This is a genomic window from Plantactinospora sp. WMMC1484, assembly GCF_049315195.1.
GTDB lineage: Bacteria > Actinomycetota > Actinomycetes > Mycobacteriales > Micromonosporaceae > Plantactinospora.
Map to the genome: position 1 here is coordinate 6,714,296 of NZ_CP186055.1, position 16,407 is coordinate 6,730,702.

Genomic DNA, 16,407 nt, shown 5'->3' on the forward strand with positions numbered 1-16,407 from the left:
CCCGCCGACCACGGCCGACGCGGCCACCACCGGGGTGGTGTCGGCGGCCGGAAGCGTCACGGTCACCTCCAGCCCGCCGCCGGGCTGGGCGACCGCGCTGACCGTGCCGCCGTGCGCGTCGCAGACCGCCCGGACGATCGAGAGCCCCAACCCGGAACCCCGGGCCCCGGTCCGCTCCCGGCCGCCCCGCCGGAACGCCTCGAAGAGCCCCGGTACGTCCGCCTGCTCCACCTCGAAGCCGGTGTTGCCGACCACCAGCCACGCCTGCTCGGGATCCGACCCGGTCCGCACCCACATCCGGCCGTGCAGGTGGTTGTAGCGGACCGCGTTCTCGATCAGGTTGCCGGCCAGCCGTTCCAGCAGGCCGGGGTCGCCGACCACCGGTGCCGGGGCCAGTGCCGTGGAGACCTGGAGCTTGAGGCGGCCGGTCTCGGCCCGGACGGCCGAGAGAGCCGCGCTGGCGCCGGTGGCGAGATCGGTCGGCGCCTTCCGGGCCAGCCGGCGGCCCGCCTGCGCCTCGCTGCGCGCCAGCACCAACAGCGCGTCGACCAGGTTGTTGGCCCGCTCGGAGGCGTCCCGGACCACTGTCGCCATCCGCCGGTACTCGGCCACGTCCGCCTCGTCGTCGGCGAGCGTCACGTCGATCTCGGTACGCATCACCGCCAGCGGCGTACGCAGTTCGTGCGAGGCGTTGGCGACGAAACGCTTCTGCGCCTCGAACGCCTCCCCGATCCGGTCCAGCATCGCGTCGAAGGTGCCGGCCAGCTCGGCCACCTCGTCGTCCGCGCCGGAGTAGCGGATCCGCTGGTCGAGCGTTGCCTCGCCGAGCCGGCGGGCGGTCGAGGTGACCTGGTGCAGCGGGCGCAGCGCCCGGCCCGCCACCGCGTACGCCCCGGCGACCCCGACGACACTGATCGCCAGCAGCGCCACCAGACCCTTGACCAGCAGCTCCCGGGACGCGCTCTGCGCCATCTCCCGCTGCCACTCGCTCGCCTGGACCAGCCTGCCGTCGGAGAGTTCGAGCATCGGATCCGATGTGAGCTGGGTGGCCGGGGTCAGCGCGTCGCCGACCAGCAGCCAGGCGAGCAGCACGAGGATCGCACCGGCCCCGATCAGCAGGATGCCGTTGAGCAGGGTCAGCCGGAGCCGCAGGGTGGGCCGCAACCGTGGCCGGCGCCGGGTCAGATAGACCGTCATGCGCTCACCTGCCCCGGCACGTACGGATCCGGCACCCGGTAGCCGGCGCCGACGACCGTCTCGATCAACGGTGGGTCGCCGAGCTTCTTCCGCAGCGTCATCACGGTCACCCGGACGGTCGTCGTGAACGGGTCGGTGTTGGCGTCCCAGACCCGTTCCAGGAGTTCCTCGCTGGACACCACCGCCCCGCGCGCCTTCAGCAACTCCTCCAGCACGCCGAACTCCTTGCGGGTCAGGTCCACCGCCGCCCCGCCCCGGGTCGCCACCCGCCGGGCCGGATCGACCACCAGGTCGGCCACGGTCAGCACCGGCGGGGTGACCGGGGTGGCCCGGCGGCCCAGCGCCTGCACCCGGGCCACCAGCTCGTCGAAGGCGAACGGCTTCGGCAGGTAGTCGTCGGCGCCGAGCTGGAGCCCCTCCACGCGGTCGGCGACGGTGCCGCTCGCGGTCAGCATCAGCACCCGGGTGAGCGCCTCCGAGCTGACCAGGTCGGCACAGATCTGGTCACCGTGCACGCCCGGCAGGTCCCGGTCGAGCACCACCACGTCGTACCGGGTGACGAACGCCATCTCGTGTCCGACCGAGCCGTCGTAGGCGACGTCCACCGCCATGCCCTTGCGGCGCAGTCCCCGGACGATCGCGTCGGCCAGGTTGCGCTCGTCCTCCACCACCAGTACCCGCACCAGGACCTCCCGGATTAGCTGTCGGGGACAACCTATCCGTGCCGGACAAGCAACGGCCCGCGGCCGAACCTACCGGGGCAGCCGCCACACCCCGACCGACGCGTCCAGGCGGCGGCAGTGCAGCACCGTGGCGGTCAACCCGCAGTCGCCGGAGACCTCCGGCAGCAGCGCCAGCACGTGGCGTCGCCAGGTCGCCGGATCGAACTCCGCCACCAGGGCCCGCCGGTCCGTGCCGTAGCGGACGCCGACGAGGCGCCCGTCGTGCGGCGTGAACACCGCCCAGGGACCGAGCTCGGCGAGGACCCGCCCGGTGGCCGGGTCGACGACGGCAAGCTCCTCGGTCTCGCCGGTCCCCACCCGCGCGGCGATCAGCACGTCACCGACCGGACGCAGGCCGGCCCAGCGGTCGTCGGTCCAGCGGGTGTCCCCCGTCGCCGCGTCCCAGACCCGCGCCCCGCCCCCGTGGCGGAGGCTGCAGAGGTAGCCGGTCCCGCAGGCGTACGGCCCCTGCTCGGCCGCCTGGTCGTCCGGGACCGACCAGCGACGGTCCAGCCCGGGCAGCCCGTACGCGGTCACCACCCGCTCCTCGTGCACCAGGAACTGGTCACCCACCACCTCCCCCCACCAGCGCAGCTGCCCCCCGGAGCGCGGCGGTGCCAGGAGACCGGCCCGGAGCAGGGCCCCGGTGCCGAGGTCGCGCACCTCGACCCGTCCCGAGGGCAGGGGAAGGACCAGCATCGTCGCCCGGACGGGTCCCGCCGGCTCGGGCGCAGAGGTGTCGAACGAGGGTCGCGCGCCTACCGGTACCGGTAGCGACCAGCGCACGGCGCCGGAGGCCGGATCCACCACCTCCAGCGTCGCCGGCCGGTTCTCCGGAGTTTCCGCCTCCGGCGGCTGGCTCTCCGGTGTTTCCGCCTCCGGCGGCCGGTCCGGGGACGGCACCCAGAGCACGGCGTCGCCGGTGTCGGCGACCACCAGCAGGCTGGCCGGGCGGCTCCAGGAGACGGTGCCGGCCGGGACGTCCACGGCGGTCAGCCGACCCGCCCCGCCCAGCCGTTCCGAATAGGTGGCGAGCAGCAGCGTGTCGCCGAGCAGCCATGGACTCCCGAGGTCGCTGGTCGGCAGGGTCGCCCGCCAGCGCGGCCCACCACCGGGCAGCCGGTACGCGGTCAGTTCCGCTCCGCCCCCGCCCGTCGGCGCCGGTGCGGCGACGAACATCCAGTCCCGCTCGGCGAAGACGGTGGAGCCGAGCCGGGCCGGCACGGTGGTCTCCGGCCACGGTCGCGGCACCGGCTCCCCGGCCGCCACCGGGCCGAGCAGCCCGACCAGCACCGCCGCGAGCCAGACCGGCCGTACGGTCCGGTGCCGGCGCGGCGGTGCGGTCGCGGCCGGAGCCGGGCGGGACGCACCCGTGCGGGCTTCACCGCCCAACTCGCCCAACTCGATGGTGGGCATGTCCCTCCTTCCCCGGCCATCCGGGCCGGCCGGACCTTTCGTGCAGGCCGGGCAGACTCGGGATATCCAAGACGGGTACCCCGCATTTCGGACGCGAGGTCACCTGTACGATGGCGCCTCGTGGCACTTCCGGTGGTGGACAATTCTTCGGATGCCGAAGCCGGCTCGACCGAGGCCCGGCAGTCCCGACGGTGGCGGCCCTTCCGGGCACCCACGCGGGCCGACCTGCTGGCCATCGGAGCGTACGTCCTGCTCGGCGTCTTCGTCTGCGCCAACTACTGGGTGGACGTCAACCACCGGGTCTCGTCGCACCTGCCCACCGACCACAGTTGGTTCGAGTGGCTGTTCGCGCATGGCGCGTACTCGGTCCGGCACCTGGAGAACCCGCTCTTCTCCGCCCGGCAGAACGCCCCGGACGGCGTCAACCTGATGGCCAACACGTCGCTGCTGGGCGTCACCCTGCCGCTGGCGCCGCTCACCTGGGCGTTCGGCCCGCAGGTGACGTACGCGCTCTATCTCGGCGGCGCGCTCGCCGCGACGGCCGCGACCTCCTACTGGATGCTCTCCCGGCACCTGGTCTCCTCCCGGGGCGCGGCCTTCGTCGGCGGCGCGTTCCTCGGCTTCGCGCCCGGCATCATCCACCACGCCAACGGGCAGCCGAACTTCGTCTCCAACTTCCTCCTCCCACTCATCGTCGTCCGGGTGCTCCGGCTCGGCGAGCCGGGGCGCTGGCTGCGCAACGGGGTGGTGCTGGGCCTGCTGGTGGCGTACCAGATCTTCATAAACGAGGAGATGCTGCTGCTCACCGCGCTGGCCTGCGCGGTCGTCGTGCCGCTGCACGTGGCGTTCCGCTGGTCGCTGATGCGGGCACGGCTCTGGACCTACCTCCGCGCCCTCGGCGTCGGCGGCCTGCTGGCGCTGCTGCTGGCCGGCTACCCCATCTGGTACCAGTTCAACGGCCCGCAGTCCTACCGGGGCCTGCAGGGCGGCGTCTTCCACAACTGGGGCGAGGACCTGCGGGCCTTCGTCACCTACTCCCGGGACACCATCGCCGGCTCGCCGGAGGTGGAGAAGACCATCGGGATCACCGAGCAGAACACCTGGCTCGGCTGGCCGCTCGTCGGGCTGGCCGTGCTGCTCGCGGTGCTGCTCTGGCGGAGCTCGGTCGCCGCCCGGATCGCCGGGCTGCTGGGTGCCGGGTTCGCGCTCGCCTCGCTCGGCCGGCAGGTTCGCGTCGACGGCGAACTGACCGACCACGAGGGGCCGTGGCACCTGCTGCCGGAGGACCTGCCGCTGGTCGAGATGATGATGCCGACCCGGCTGAGCCTGGTCACGGTGGCCGCCGTCGGCGTCCTGGTCGCGCTCGGCTGGAACGAGGTCGCGAAGAGCCGGGGCGGGGCGCCGGCCCGGGTGCGGATCCTGGGGTACGCCGCGATCGCGCTCGCGCTGCTGCCGATCGTCCCGCGCCCGCTGCCGGCCATGCACGTCGACCCGCCGCCGCACTTCATCACCTCCGGAGCCTGGCGCCCCTACGTGCCGGCGGGCCGGACCCTGGTGCCGGTGCCCATCCCCAGCAACGTGCACGGCCTCAGCACGCTGCGCTGGAGCGCCGTGACCCAGCACGCCTTCCCGATCCCGGCCGGCTACTTCATCGGGCCGGACGCGGAGGGCAACGGGGTCTTCGGCGCGCCGTCCCGGCCGACCAGCCTGCTGATCTACGGCACCATGGACCGGGGCGCCGCGCCGGTGGTCACCGAGGAGAACCGGCGCCAGGCGGTCGAGGACCTGCGGTTCTGGAACGCCTCGGTGGTGGTGCTCGGCGACCACCCGTCCGCGCCCGCCCTGCACGTCCTGCTCGCCGGGCTGCTCGGTCCCGGGCAGCGGGTGGACGACGTCTGGCTCTGGGACGTCCGCCCCCTCGTCGGCTGACCACGACCCCCGCTCGCCGGTCGGTCAGCCGACCCGGTCGCGTACGTCCCACACCCAGGCGCCGGAGATGTCCCGCCCCGGCCCGAGCAGTTGGTCGATGGTCTCCTTGACCGGGACGCCCCGGTGCAGGCCGCCCTGCACCACGATCGCGGCCCGCCAGTGCCGGAGGTCCTCGATCGCCTGCCGCCGTTCGGTTTCGCCGATCGGCGGCACCTCGCCGGTGGCGGCCACCCGGTCCAGCAGCACCGCCGTCGGCCGGTCCGGCGCACCCCAGCGCCCCTGTGGGTCGTCCGGACCGGTGGGCCCGATGAAGTACCCGCCGGGTGCGGTGAAGGCCAGCCCGGTCCGGGCCGACCAGTACATCCCGGCGATCGCCTCGGTGCCCCTGGTCGGCGGCACCGGCACGAGGGTGCGCCCCGGCGGCACGTACGCCCGCCACTCGCCGCTGGCGACGAACTCCGGCACCGGCCAGACCGGCCTGGTGTGCAGCGGGGTCGGCGCCACCGGCAGCAGGACGGCGGCGACCGCGCCGGTCCAGAGCAGCCGGACCGGCACCCGTCCGCCGGCCGTTCCCGTCGCGGTCATCGTCCCGGTTCCCGGCGCCGGATTCCCCGCCGCACGGCGGGGAATCCGGTCGAAGGAGATCGCCAGCAGGATGGCCAGGGCCGGTACGCAGATCAGCGGGAACCTCGCCGGCACCGCCAGGTCGACAAGTGGCAGCCAGGAGACCAGCCGGTAGGGGCCGGGCAGCTCCAGCACCTCCCCGCCGACCCGCAGCTGTCCGCCGAGCGAGAGCGCGGCGAAGACCACCGCGCAGAGGACGAGCGCCCTGACCAGCGGCCGCCGCCACTGCCAGAGCGCGATGACCGCGCAGAGCACGATCAGCGGCAGGCCGAAGAAGGAGTTCTCCTCGGTGAGGTTGGGCGAGAGCTTTCCGGGCACCGACTCGTGACCGGCGATCGACTGCCGGGAGGCGGCGGTGAACGACTCCAGGTCCAGCGGGTACGCCGCCGGGTCGAACGGCAGCCCGCGGTAGTGCCCCGGCCCGAGGAACTGGAACCAGAGCGGGTACGCCAGCAGCACCACCGCGACCAGCGCGCCGACGCCGAGCCGGCCGACGAACGGCGGCGCCAGCCGGCGGGCGGTGCGGGGGGCCGCCACGACGAGGCCGACGGTGAAGACCCCGCAGGCCAGCACCAGGAAGACGAGCACCTCCTCGCCGAGGAAGACCTGGTAGCAGACGAGCAGTCCGAGCAGGACGCCCCGCCGGAGCACCCGGTCGGTGCGCGGGTCGAAGACCACCGCGAGGATCGCCGGCACCAGGAACTGCGCGATCATGTGCAGGTGACCGGTGGCCTGGGAGATCATCCCCGGGGCGAAACCGCAGAAGAGGCCGGCGACGGCGGCGCCGAGGCGGGAGCCGACGAGCCGACGGGAGAGGAAGAGGTACCAGGCGGTGGCCGTACCGGCCAGGGAGAGCACGACCGCGGTCAGGTAGGTCGTCTGCGAGCCGAAGAGCAGGGTCACCGGCGTCAGCGGGACACCCAGGCCGAGCACCGAGGTGTTCGCCATCAGGTTGATCCCGTCCGGCGCGTTCAGTGCGGTGCTGTACAGCGGGTTCTCCAGGTGGGTCACCGCCCGGGCGGCGCGGGCCAGCATCCACTCGAAGAGCATCATGTCGTTGCTGGCGTAGGTCATCCGGTCGCGGTGCCACCAGAGCCCGGAGGTGACGTAGCCGGCCACGGCCAGGTAGCAGAGCACGACGGCCGTGTCGACCAACGGGCCGCGACGCCGGGCCGACCAGGCACGCAGCGCGGTGAGCCGGTCGGCGGCGGCGCGCCGCAGCGCCGCCCGGCGCCCGGGTGCGGTCCCGTCGGCCGCCGACGGCACGGCCGACGGGACCGCGACGTCAGGCGCGGTCTGCGGTCGACTCGGGCCGCTCACCCCGCCGAGCGGTTGGTCAGGGCGCGGACGTCCCACACCCACACGTCGGCGGTACGTTGGGCCGGCCCGGCGAGCTGGTCGACGGTGGTACGCAGCGCCTCGGCGTGTTCCTGCCGCACCGGCAGGACCAGGATCGCCGCCCGCCAGTGCCGGAGTTCGTCCAGGGCCCGCCGGCGCTGCCGGTCGTTCAGGGTCGCCGGCTGCCCGTTCGTGGCCACCTGGTCGAGCACGGCGCTCAGCCCGCTGGGCCGGCCGCCGAAGCGTCCCGCGTCGCCGGTGTTGCCGTTGCGGGGGGCCAGGAAATAGCCGCCCGGGATCTTGAAGTCGAGGTTGGTGGCGGCGGCCCAGCGCATCCCGTTGGTGTGCCCCATCGCCGGAATCGGCACCGGCACCAGCGTCTGGTCGGGGCCGACGAACGGCCGCCACTGGCCGGAGGTGACGAAGTGCGGCACGGGCGGCCGACTGACCTCGCGCAGCGGCAGCGGCAGGATCGGCACGAGCGCGATCGCCAGCGCCGTCACCACGACCGCGCGCAGCGCCCGCGGTTCGGCGAACCGCATCGTCCAGGCCCGGTCGGTGGCGAGGGCGAGGATCAGCCCGATCACCACGGTGGTGATCAGGCCGAACCGGGTCGGCACCACCGCGTCCAGCAGCGGCGCCCTGACCAGGATGTCCCACGGCCCCCACAACGCGCCCCGGTTCCACCAGGAGATCCGCTCGCCGAGCGAGAGGATCGCGAAGAGCAGGGCGGTCGCGGCGAGTGCCCGGATCACCACCTCGCGGCGGAGCCAGACCACGATCGCCACGGTCAGCAGTGCGAGACTCCAGCCGAAGAAGGCGTTCTCCTCCGAATAGTTCGGAGCCAGGTCGGCATTGGCCTCCTGGTTGCCGCCGAGCGTGGTGGAGCCGGGCACGAAGAACGCGGCCAGGTCGTTGCCGTAGTCCCGTACCGCGTCGCTGAGCCCGTGGTACGCCTGCCGCCCGGCGAACTGCACGATCAGCGGGTACGCCAGCAGCGCCCCGGCGAGCAGGGCGCAGACCGCCAACCCGGCGCCGAGCGGGCGCCACGTCGCCCGCCACCGGCCCGGCTGCTGCACCAGCACGGCGAGGAGGAAGACCCCGCACGCCATCGCGGTGAAGAGCAGGATCTCCTCGTTGATGAACGCCTGGTAGGTGACGAGCAGCGCGAGGATCACCCCGTCCCGGACCGGCCGGGTGGAGCGGGTCAGCACGAGGACCCGCCAGACGATGAACGGGAGCAGGAACTGCGAGATGATGTTGGGGTGCCAGTTGGCGTGTGACAGCAGCGCCGGGGAGAAGCCGCAGAACCAGCCGCCGGCGATGGCCGCGATCGGGGCGCTGACCAGGTGCCGGGAGAGCACGTAGTACCAGGCGGAGGCGGTGCCGGCCAGGCCGAGGGTCACCAGCACCACGAAGGAGACCGCCGGTCCGAAGAGCAGCGTCACCGGCACCATCGGGATGCCGAGCCCCAGGATCGCCGTGTTGGCCATCAGGTTGACACCGTCCGGATAGTTCAACCGGTCGGTGAAGAACGGGTACTCGCCGTGCAGCACCACGCGTACGGAGTGGGCGAGGAAGTACTGCACCTGCGCCGGGTCACTGCTGTAGAGGGCGGCGACCCGGCCGGCCGGGTCGAGCCAGATCTGGCTGGTCACCCAGAAGCCGGCGACCAGGAAGAAGGCGTAGACGGCGAGGTCGCGCCGCCAGGTCGGCCAGCGGCCCGGCCGGGTGTTCGGGGCACCGGTGGGCCGGTCCGGGGTGCCGGGGTCCTCCTGCGGGCCGCCGGACCGTGGGCCCGGCTCGCGCTCGGTGTGCCCGCCCGCCGACCCGTTCTGCGAGCCCTTCTCGGCACCACTGCCCGGACCGGCCGGTCCGGGCACGCCGCCATCGACCCCGGTCGCCGTTCGGCTACCTGACTCGGGGCCCTCCTGGTCGGGCGTGTTGTGCAGACGTGGCTCGGCAAGCGTCACAGTCGGCGGAGTCTACAGGAGTACCCCATTGGTCCCAGTTGCCTGGGCCGCGGGTTACCGCAGGGCGAGCGGTCCCACCCGGCCGGCCGTCCCCGATCGGTCGGGCTTTCCCGGGTCCCGCCCGGGGGGCGTCCGAGATCTCGTAGGATGTGGCTTCCGTCAACGACTGAGGCGAATCGGGAGCACAGCGGTGGGTCCACTCGCTCGTACCGGGATCGTCGGCGCGGCCCTCACGCTGGCCCTCCTCGCGAGTGGATGCGGCAGCATCCCGAAGGAACCCCCGGCGGCGCTGCGGGTCGGCTACGACACGCTGGACGGCACGCTCCAGGTCTGGCCGTCCCGGGGCTCGCTCTCCGGCGACGAACAGGCCACGGCGGCGGTGGCCCGGGCCGTCGACGAGTGGCGCTCGCCGGTCGAGGACCGGGTCCATTTCCCGACCTCCGGCATCCTCTGGCTCGGCGAGGTCGACGGCGTCCGGCTGGCGCTCGTCGCCGCCGACGTGCCGGGCGAGGCGGCGTCCTGGCTGCTGCAGTTGACCGGCGACGGCCCGGACTTCACCGTCGACCGGGCGGTCGAATACACCGACCCGGGCTACCTGGTCTATTCCGACGTCCTGCCCGTGCAGTTGCCCACCGGCCGGCGCTACCTCGTCTCGGCCCGGGTGGAACGCCTCCTCGGACCGGACCGCCGGCCACTGACCATCACGGGCGGCCTGACCGGGCCGGTCGCGCTGCCGGCCTGCGCGGCGAGCACCGTCACCGCCCGGCTGCGCCCCAGCGAGTCGCTGCCGACCGGCAAGTCCGCCGAGCGGACGATCGATCTCGGCACCGGCATCGAGGCGCCGCGCTATCCGCTGGTCGGTGACGACACCGGCAGCGGCGCCCGGGTCCTGGACGGCCTGGACACCTGCGTGCTCGCCGCCGAGACCGGGCCGTTCGGCAGCATCCCGCACCGGGTGCACGGCGAGGCCCAGCCCGACTCGGTGCCGGTCTCCTGGCCGATCGACCAACTCTCCACCAAGTCGCTGGCCGACGATGTCGAGCTGGACGGCAGCGGGGAGCCGAGGAAGCTGGAACAGCTCAACTGGCGGACCGACGAGGGGATGATGTCGGCCGTCCTGTTCCGGCCCGCCGCCGGGCCGCCGGTGGTGTCGGCCGCCGACCGGCTCGAGCCACTCCAGACGTACGTCCTGCCGCTGGCCCGCCCCGTCGCGGTGCTGGTCTGGCAGCCGGGCCGGGACGCCAGTCTCGCGGTGCCGCCCGACACCACCCGCCTGGTCGACCGTCCGGGGCTGATGGTGGTGGCGAAACCCGCGACCCGGCAGACCTTCAGCCTGATCACCCCGGGGAAGACCACCGACCGCTCGGTCGGCGGCGACGACGACTGAAACGGCGGGGCGGGCGACAAGCACCGCCCCGCCGCCCCGCCGCGGGCATCAGCCCCGGGCGTTACGTCCCTTCGCCGACCGGTCGCCGTTGGCGGCGGTCACCCGTACCCGGGCGATCGGCTCGTCGTCGAGCTGCGAGACCCAGCCGGTGACGTCCCGGGCCACGTCCTGTGCGGTCAGCCCCAGATCGGCGAGGATCTGTGCCCGGGTGCCGTGCGGCTGCCAGACCGCTGGTACGCCGAGGTCGCGCACCGGGATCCGGAGGTCGGCGTCGCGCAGCGCCTTGGCCAGCGCGTCACCGACCCCGCCGGCCCGTACGCCGTCCTCCACGGTGACCACCAGCCGGTGGCTGCCGGCCAGCGTGACCAGCTCCGGCGGGATCGGCCGGACCCAGCGCGGGTCGACCACCGTGACGCCGTAGCCCTGCTCGGCGACCCGGGCGGCCACCTCCACGCCGAGCTGGCCGAAGGCGCCGACCGCGACCAGCAGCACGTCGGTCCGGGCGGACTCGGCGAGCACGTCGACCCCGCCGGAGACCGAGCCGGTGGCGGTGACCCGGCGCAGTGCCGGCAGGTCGGCGGCGACGGTGCCGGTCGGGAAGCGCAGGATGGTCGGCCCGTCCTCGACGGCGACCGCCTCGCGCAGCTCCGCCCGCAGGGTCGCGGCGTCCCGGGGCGCGGCGATCCGCAGGCCGGGCACCACCCCGAAGACGGACATGTCCCAGATGCCGTAGTGGCTCGGCCCGTCCGGGCCGGTGATCCCGGCCCGGTCCAGCACGAACGTCACCGGCAGTTTGTGCATCGCCACGTCGAGCAGCACCTGGTCGAAAGCGCGGTTGAGGAAGGTCGCGTAGACGGCCACCACCGGATGCAGGCCGCCCAGGGCGAGGCCGGCGGCGGAGGTGGCCGCGTGCTGCTCGGCGATGCCGACGTCGTAGACCCGCTCCGGATACTTCCGGGCCAGCGCGGCGATGCCGGTCGGCTCGGCCATCGCGGCGGTGATGCCGACCACGTCCGGCCGCTCGTCGGCGATCGCGACCAGCTCGTCGGCGAAGACGTGCGTCCACTTCACCGAGGGTGCGGCCAGCGACTTGCCATTCTCGACGTCGAAGGCGCTCGGACTGTGCAGGCAGTCGGCGTCGTCCTCCTCCGCCGGGCGGTAGCCGAGGCCCTTGCGGGTGACCGCGTGCACGATGACCGGCCCGCCGAAGCCCTTGGCGCGACGCAGCGCCGACTCCATCGCGGCGATGTCGTGCCCGTCGACCGGGCCGAAGTATTTGATGCCGAGGTCCTCGAACATCGCCTGGGGCGCGACGGCGTCCTTGATGCCCTTCTTGACCGCGTGCAGCACCTCGTACATCGGCTTGCCGACCATCGGGGTGGAACCGAGCGCCTCCTTGACGGCGTCCAGCACCTTCTCGTAGCCGGGGTTGAGCCGCAGCGTGGCCAGGTGGTCGGCGAGGCCGCCGATCGTCGGCGCGTACGACCGGCCGTTGTCGTTGACCACGATGACCAGCGGGTTGCGGGCGGCGGCGATATTGTTCAGCGCCTCCCAGCACATACCGCCGGTCAGCGCGCCGTCGCCGACCACCGCGACGACGCTGCGCGACTCGCCACGCAGCGCGTACGCCTTGGCGAGCCCGTCGGCGTAGGAGAGCGCGGTCGAGGCGTGCGAGTTCTCGATCAGGTCGTGCTCGCTCTCGGCCTGGCTCGGATAGCCCGAGAGGCCACCGCGCTGGCGGAGCTGGTCGAAGCCCTCCTGCCGCCCGGTGAGCATCTTGTGCACATATGCCTGGTGGCCGGTGTCGAAGAGGAAGCGGTCCCGGGGCGAGTCGAAGACCCGGTGCATGGCGACGGTCAGCTCGACCACGCCGAGGTTCGGGCCGAGATGCCCGCCGGTGCGGGAGACCTTGGCGACCAGGAAGTCCCGGATCTCGGCGGCGAGCAGCGCGAGATCCTCGGCGGGCATCCGCTTGACGTCCTGCGGCCCGCGGATCGCGCCCAACAGCCGCCCGACGGGAGTTTCCGACTCCTCCACGCTCATTCCGTCACCTCGCCGCGCTCGGCAGCGGTATCGGGCCGCACGGCGCCGGGCTGGCTGATTCGCTCCCTAGACAGGCTCATAGCCGCAGAGTCTATCGGGGCCGGGCCGCGCCGCAGCCCGGCCGGCGAAGCCGGTGGGCCGACCGGTACCGCCGGGGCGGCCGGCGATCGGTAGAGTCCCGTTGACCGGACGGGCGACGGTCGCGGACAGTCGACGACCCCGCACCGCGAGTGGCGGGGAGCAGTTCCGCCGAACGAACGAAAAATCGGGCAGATCCCGCAAACGGCCGTAGCATGGCCGGTAACCCGACCCTTCCCTAAAGGTCTCGACATGCCGCCTGCTGACTCCCGCCCCGGCCGGAATTCCGACCACGTCCGCAGCACGCCGACCTCCGGCCGGTACGCCGCCGGTCAGGTCCTCGCGGTCGGCATCGTGCTGCTGATCGCGCTGCCGCTGCTTCCGTTGATTCTGCTGATCGTCGCCTGGATCCGGCTCCGCGACCGGGCCGCCGCCCGGTCCGCCCGCCGGGATACGGAGGCGGTCCCCCAGCCCACCCTGCACGCCATTGTCTGAACCGATCCAGAACGTCGCCACACCACCTGCTACGGCGCCCGCCTCAGCGCCCCGCGGCAGTTGCCGGCCGTGCGGCGTGAGGCGAACGGGCTGCCGGCCCGGTGAGGCTGCTCAGGTTCGCCGCCGGGTAGTGCGTCCCGGGCAAACGGGTCGCGTGGTGGACGCCCTAGAAGCACAACAGCCCCGGACCCTACCGCCAGGTAGGGCCGGGGCTTTTCGTCGTTGTGGCCCGCAGCGCGGACCCGCGTCAGCCGTGGCGCCTCGCCAGGGTGACGAACGCTCGCCAGCTCGCCGGGTCGAACGCGAGGGTTCCGCCGTCCCGGTCCTTGCTGTCCCGGACCAGAACCCGGCCGGGAAGGTTGTCGGCAACCTCAACGCACCCGGAGCTGTCACTGTGCGTCGACTTGTGCCACCGAGGGATGCCGCCTACGTCCATTCTTCCGCCGCCCTCACGATCAGGTCGAGGCTCTGCTGTACGGGCAGAGCGTACCCCCGGGTACTTTCCCAGATCCCCTCAAGGTCCGATGTAGCGTCCGGGTTCTCGATCACTCGTCCCTTGAGGTGGCCTTCAAGGTAGCCGATTGGGCGACCATCGACGCTCGCCAACGTGAACGGTCCGTCAAGTCCCGGGTACGCTCCGACATCGGCCGGGACCACTTGCACCGCAACGGTTGGACTGTCACAGGCCGTAACGATCGCCTTCAACTGATCGCGCATCAGATCAGGTGACCCGATCCGGCGGCGCAACACCGATTCGTCGAGCACCGCGACGAACTGACAGGGGTCGGGCTCGCGCTGCAAGATGTCCTGCCGATGAAGTCGAGTGAGCAGGGCGGCCTCCATGCTCTCCCCACGGTGCCCATGCCCGAGCAGTACCGCACGCGCGTACGCCTCCGTCTGGAGTAGCCCGGGAATGACGATCGTTTGGAAGGTTCGGACCAGGCTGGCGCGTGCCTCGTACTCGATGAACGGCCTCAGCCAGACCGGCGCGGCCTCGCCGACGATGAACTCTCGATAGAAGTCAAGGAAGGCCGTGCCGAACGCCCGATCTACGGACTCCAGGTAGCGCGGGTGCGCGGCCCGCGTTCCGCGCTCGATCGAGCTGACGTGCTGTGCGGAGAACTTGATCCGCTGTCCCCACGCCTCTTGAGTGAGGCCGAAGGCTTCGCGGACGCGCCGCAATTCCTTGATCAGGTATTCACTTCCGGCCACAAAGTCCTCACATTCTCCATGTCTCTCCAGACGGGGCGGTCATTTTTCCGGCTTAGCCTTCCCCCGCCATGACTTCCGTACATCTTCCGTTACCGCGCTGTCACGGTCCAGGGTGGATCGCAAGACGGAAGCGTTCAAAGCGGCTCCTGCCAATCGCCGGGGAGTGGCCGCAAAGATTCGCCCCGATGGCGGATCCATCTTCCGTCGGACGGGGGCGGTGTGTGGGGTAAGTCAGAGGGACCTCCGGCGGCACCGCCCCCGTCCCCAATTTGCCGACGGGAGGCAACACATGAGACAGACCCGCAACCCCCGCCATCGTCGCGCGTGGTGGCACCTCTGGCTGTACTGCCGGTGCGGCCACCGCTGGACCTGTCCCGGCTCGATCGAGCGGGTACCGGTGCCGCATGGACCAAGGGTGCGCCCTATCGGCCGGCACGCCTTCCGGGCAGCGGTACGGGCCGCCACGGTTGACGCCAGGATCGCCAGGGAGGCGCGGGCCGCTGGCGCAGCCGCGTCCCCACCACCCCCACCCTCGCCACCGCCGAGCACTCGGCACGACGGATGGAACGGCGTCACCTGGGCCTATCCGGAGGTGCGTACCGGGAGCGCGGGCAACCTGACGCCGGCTCAGCGCCACCGGGCCAGGCACGCCGAGCGGGTGTAGACCGGTGATCGGGCCGTGGGTGCGATGGGAGCGGCACGCCGCACGGCGACGGCTGGCGGCGGTCCGCTCGGGGCAGCACCTCCCCGGGGACCGGTACGCCTGCCTGGTGTGCGAGCACGACTGGCCCTGTCAGGACGCCCGCCTGGCCCTGCTGGCCAGCTTCAAGGGCAACCGGATCGGGCTGGTGATGTACCTCGCCGCGCATCTCACCCGCGCCCTGCAAGCGCTACCCGACCAGCACCCCGGCATGGTCGTCGGCCAGATCCTCTACTGGATTCCCCGACGCCGCTGACGCCGGTTCGGCACCCCCAAGAACGTCGGCACCGGCCTTCGGCCCCTTCCCCCGCATCACCCAGGGCCGGAGCCGACAAGGGAAGCGCCCCGGGGTCGTTCGTTCTCCCCTTCGGATCGGCCCCGGGGTGCGACCCGAGTCCATCCCTCCCCCCGTACGGATTGGAGTTCACCCGTGATCAATCCGACCGCACCCGCGAACAGAGCCGGAGTAGCCGTCCGAAGGGCGGCGGCTGCCGTCGCCCTGGTGCTGCACATCAACACTCAATATTGAGGGGACAGGCAGAAGATGAAGCGATCACGGATTACCCGGCTTGCGATAGGGGCTGTATGCGCCGCGCTGCTCGCGATTACCACAACCGCATGTGCGGGACAGTCGGACCCGCAGACTACGCCGGCCGGAGCCGTCACGTCGGCTCGTGTCGGAGACAGCCTGGATGCACATCGCGCTGACGTCGTTGCCGCTCTCAAGTTCTTCGCGTTGGGCCCGGCAGCGATCCCTGCCGAGTACTACGATAGTCTTTCCGATGGCGTGAAAGGGGCGGGGGCCGTCGTGGTGGCGGAGGTTGCCGACGTCAAGGTGACCCGCACATTTCGGGGTGAACATCCGGAGGACGTCTTCCAGATGATCGGCGTGACACTCAACGTCCGCGATGTCGTACGTGGTCAACTTCCGGCAGAATTCGCCGACCGGCTGACCGTCGAGTTCATGGGCCGCGCCACCGACGAGCAAATCGAATCGCTCAAGTCGAAGCTGTCGGAATCAGAGGCTTTGTGGCTGGTTCGGCGGAAGGGCGACCCCCGACCGGGGAGCGAGCCGATCCCGGTCTCTGCCGAGGAGCGGCAATACTTCCTCACCATCTCCCCGCAGGGTCTCTTCGTCCAGGGCGCAGACCACGTTGAGACGCCGCTCGCGGAGACCGTAACCGGTGACATGGCGGCAGAGGGCAGACGCTACGCCCGGATGAGCGAACTCGTCTCCGCCGTGCGCAACGTCGCATAGGGCGAACGCGGAAGCGCTTCGGCCGGCAGCCAAGG

Annotated in this window: 13 protein-coding genes and 1 pseudogene; 6 read left to right on the forward strand and 8 right to left on the reverse strand. The window is 72.3% G+C overall.

Annotated elements, in window-relative coordinates; translation table 11 throughout:
• Window positions 1-39: 39 nt before the first annotated feature.
• From ACN28C_RS28825 to ACN28C_RS28835, 3 genes and pseudogenes are all read right to left on the reverse strand, one after another.
• Window positions 40-1,197: pseudogene (locus tag ACN28C_RS28825) on the reverse strand (sensor histidine kinase); the annotation flags it as partial.
• Window positions 1,194-1,880, reverse strand: coding sequence for a response regulator transcription factor (locus tag ACN28C_RS28830; protein WP_422770656.1), 687 nt, complete (start codon window positions 1,878-1,880; stop codon window positions 1,194-1,196). The pseudogene ACN28C_RS28825 and the gene ACN28C_RS28830, both read right to left, overlap by 4 nt.
• Before the next feature lie 69 nt (window positions 1,881-1,949).
• Window positions 1,950-3,335, reverse strand: coding sequence for a PQQ-binding-like beta-propeller repeat protein (locus tag ACN28C_RS28835; RefSeq protein ID WP_422770657.1), 1,386 nt, complete (start codon window positions 3,333-3,335; stop codon window positions 1,950-1,952).
• A gap of 132 nt (window positions 3,336-3,467) precedes the next feature.
• Between ACN28C_RS28835 and ACN28C_RS28840 the strand changes: the two genes are divergently transcribed.
• Window positions 3,468-5,264, forward strand: coding sequence for a hypothetical protein (locus ACN28C_RS28840; RefSeq protein ID WP_422774842.1), 1,797 nt, complete (start codon window positions 3,468-3,470; stop codon window positions 5,262-5,264).
• A 24-nt stretch (window positions 5,265-5,288) separates the two neighbouring features.
• On the opposite strand, the gene ACN28C_RS28845 is transcribed toward ACN28C_RS28840, so the two are convergent.
• Both ACN28C_RS28845 and ACN28C_RS28850 read right to left on the reverse strand, forming a co-directional pair.
• Complete coding sequence (locus ACN28C_RS28845; RefSeq protein ID WP_422770658.1) at window positions 5,289-7,208, reverse strand: hypothetical protein; 1,920 nt, start codon at window positions 7,206-7,208, stop codon at window positions 5,289-5,291.
• Window positions 7,205-9,109, reverse strand: coding sequence for a hypothetical protein (locus ACN28C_RS28850; protein ID WP_422770659.1), 1,905 nt, complete (start codon window positions 9,107-9,109; stop codon window positions 7,205-7,207). The genes ACN28C_RS28845 and ACN28C_RS28850 overlap by 4 nt, the downstream gene beginning before the upstream one ends.
• 280 nt (window positions 9,110-9,389) lie before the next feature.
• Between ACN28C_RS28850 and ACN28C_RS28855 the strand changes: the two genes are divergently transcribed.
• A complete protein-coding gene (locus tag ACN28C_RS28855; protein WP_422770660.1) occupies window positions 9,390-10,586 on the forward strand; it encodes a hypothetical protein in 1,197 nt (398 codons plus the stop codon).
• A gap of 48 nt (window positions 10,587-10,634) precedes the next feature.
• Here ACN28C_RS28855 and dxs read toward each other — a convergent pair whose 3' ends face one another.
• A complete protein-coding gene (gene dxs / locus ACN28C_RS28860; protein ID WP_422770661.1) occupies window positions 10,635-12,629 on the reverse strand; it encodes a 1-deoxy-D-xylulose-5-phosphate synthase in 1,995 nt (664 codons plus the stop codon).
• Between the two features lie 330 nt (window positions 12,630-12,959).
• Here dxs and ACN28C_RS28865 point away from each other — a divergent pair, with 330 nt between their 5' ends.
• Complete coding sequence (locus ACN28C_RS28865; protein ID WP_422770662.1) at window positions 12,960-13,202, forward strand: hypothetical protein; 243 nt, start codon at window positions 12,960-12,962, stop codon at window positions 13,200-13,202.
• Between the two features lie 247 nt (window positions 13,203-13,449).
• Here the strand turns inward: ACN28C_RS28865 and ACN28C_RS28870 are convergent, their stop codons facing one another.
• On the reverse strand, window positions 13,450-13,638 hold the full coding sequence (locus tag ACN28C_RS28870; RefSeq protein WP_422770663.1) for a DUF397 domain-containing protein: 189 nt from the start codon (window positions 13,636-13,638) through the stop codon (window positions 13,450-13,452).
• Window positions 13,629-14,414: a helix-turn-helix domain-containing protein gene (locus tag ACN28C_RS28875; protein WP_422770664.1), complete on the reverse strand. Its 786-nt coding sequence runs from the start codon at window positions 14,412-14,414 to the stop codon at window positions 13,629-13,631. The genes ACN28C_RS28870 and ACN28C_RS28875 overlap by 10 nt, the downstream gene beginning before the upstream one ends.
• 415 nt (window positions 14,415-14,829) lie before the next feature.
• Between ACN28C_RS28875 and ACN28C_RS28880 the strand changes: the two genes are divergently transcribed.
• The 3 genes from ACN28C_RS28880 to ACN28C_RS28890 all read left to right on the forward strand — a co-directional run bounded on the left by ACN28C_RS28880 (window position 14,830) and on the right by ACN28C_RS28890 (window position 16,372).
• Window positions 14,830-15,078 carry a hypothetical protein gene (locus ACN28C_RS28880; RefSeq protein WP_422770665.1) on the forward strand — a complete coding sequence of 83 codons (249 nt, stop codon included), beginning with the start codon at window positions 14,830-14,832 and terminating at the stop codon, window positions 15,076-15,078.
• A 4-nt stretch (window positions 15,079-15,082) separates the two neighbouring features.
• Complete coding sequence (locus ACN28C_RS28885; RefSeq protein WP_422770666.1) at window positions 15,083-15,370, forward strand: hypothetical protein; 288 nt, start codon at window positions 15,083-15,085, stop codon at window positions 15,368-15,370.
• A gap of 288 nt (window positions 15,371-15,658) precedes the next feature.
• Window positions 15,659-16,372: a hypothetical protein gene (locus ACN28C_RS28890; protein WP_422770667.1), complete on the forward strand. Its 714-nt coding sequence runs from the start codon at window positions 15,659-15,661 to the stop codon at window positions 16,370-16,372.
• Window positions 16,373-16,407: the final 35 nt, after the last annotated feature.

Coding starts and splice junctions, on each gene's coding strand:
- ACN28C_RS28835 (WP_422770657.1), bottom strand. CDS start 3,335: ATGCCCACCATCGAGTTGGGCGAGTTGGGCGGTGAAGCCCGCACGGGT.
- ACN28C_RS28865 (WP_422770662.1), top strand. CDS start 12,960: ATGCCGCCTGCTGACTCCCGCCCCGGCCGGAATTCCGACCACGTCCGC.
- ACN28C_RS28870 (WP_422770663.1), bottom strand. CDS start 13,638: ATGGACGTAGGCGGCATCCCTCGGTGGCACAAGTCGACGCACAGTGAC.
- ACN28C_RS28890 (WP_422770667.1), top strand. CDS start 15,659: ATGAAGCGATCACGGATTACCCGGCTTGCGATAGGGGCTGTATGCGCC.
- dxs (WP_422770661.1), bottom strand. CDS start 12,629: ATGAGCGTGGAGGAGTCGGAAACTCCCGTCGGGCGGCTGTTGGGCGCG.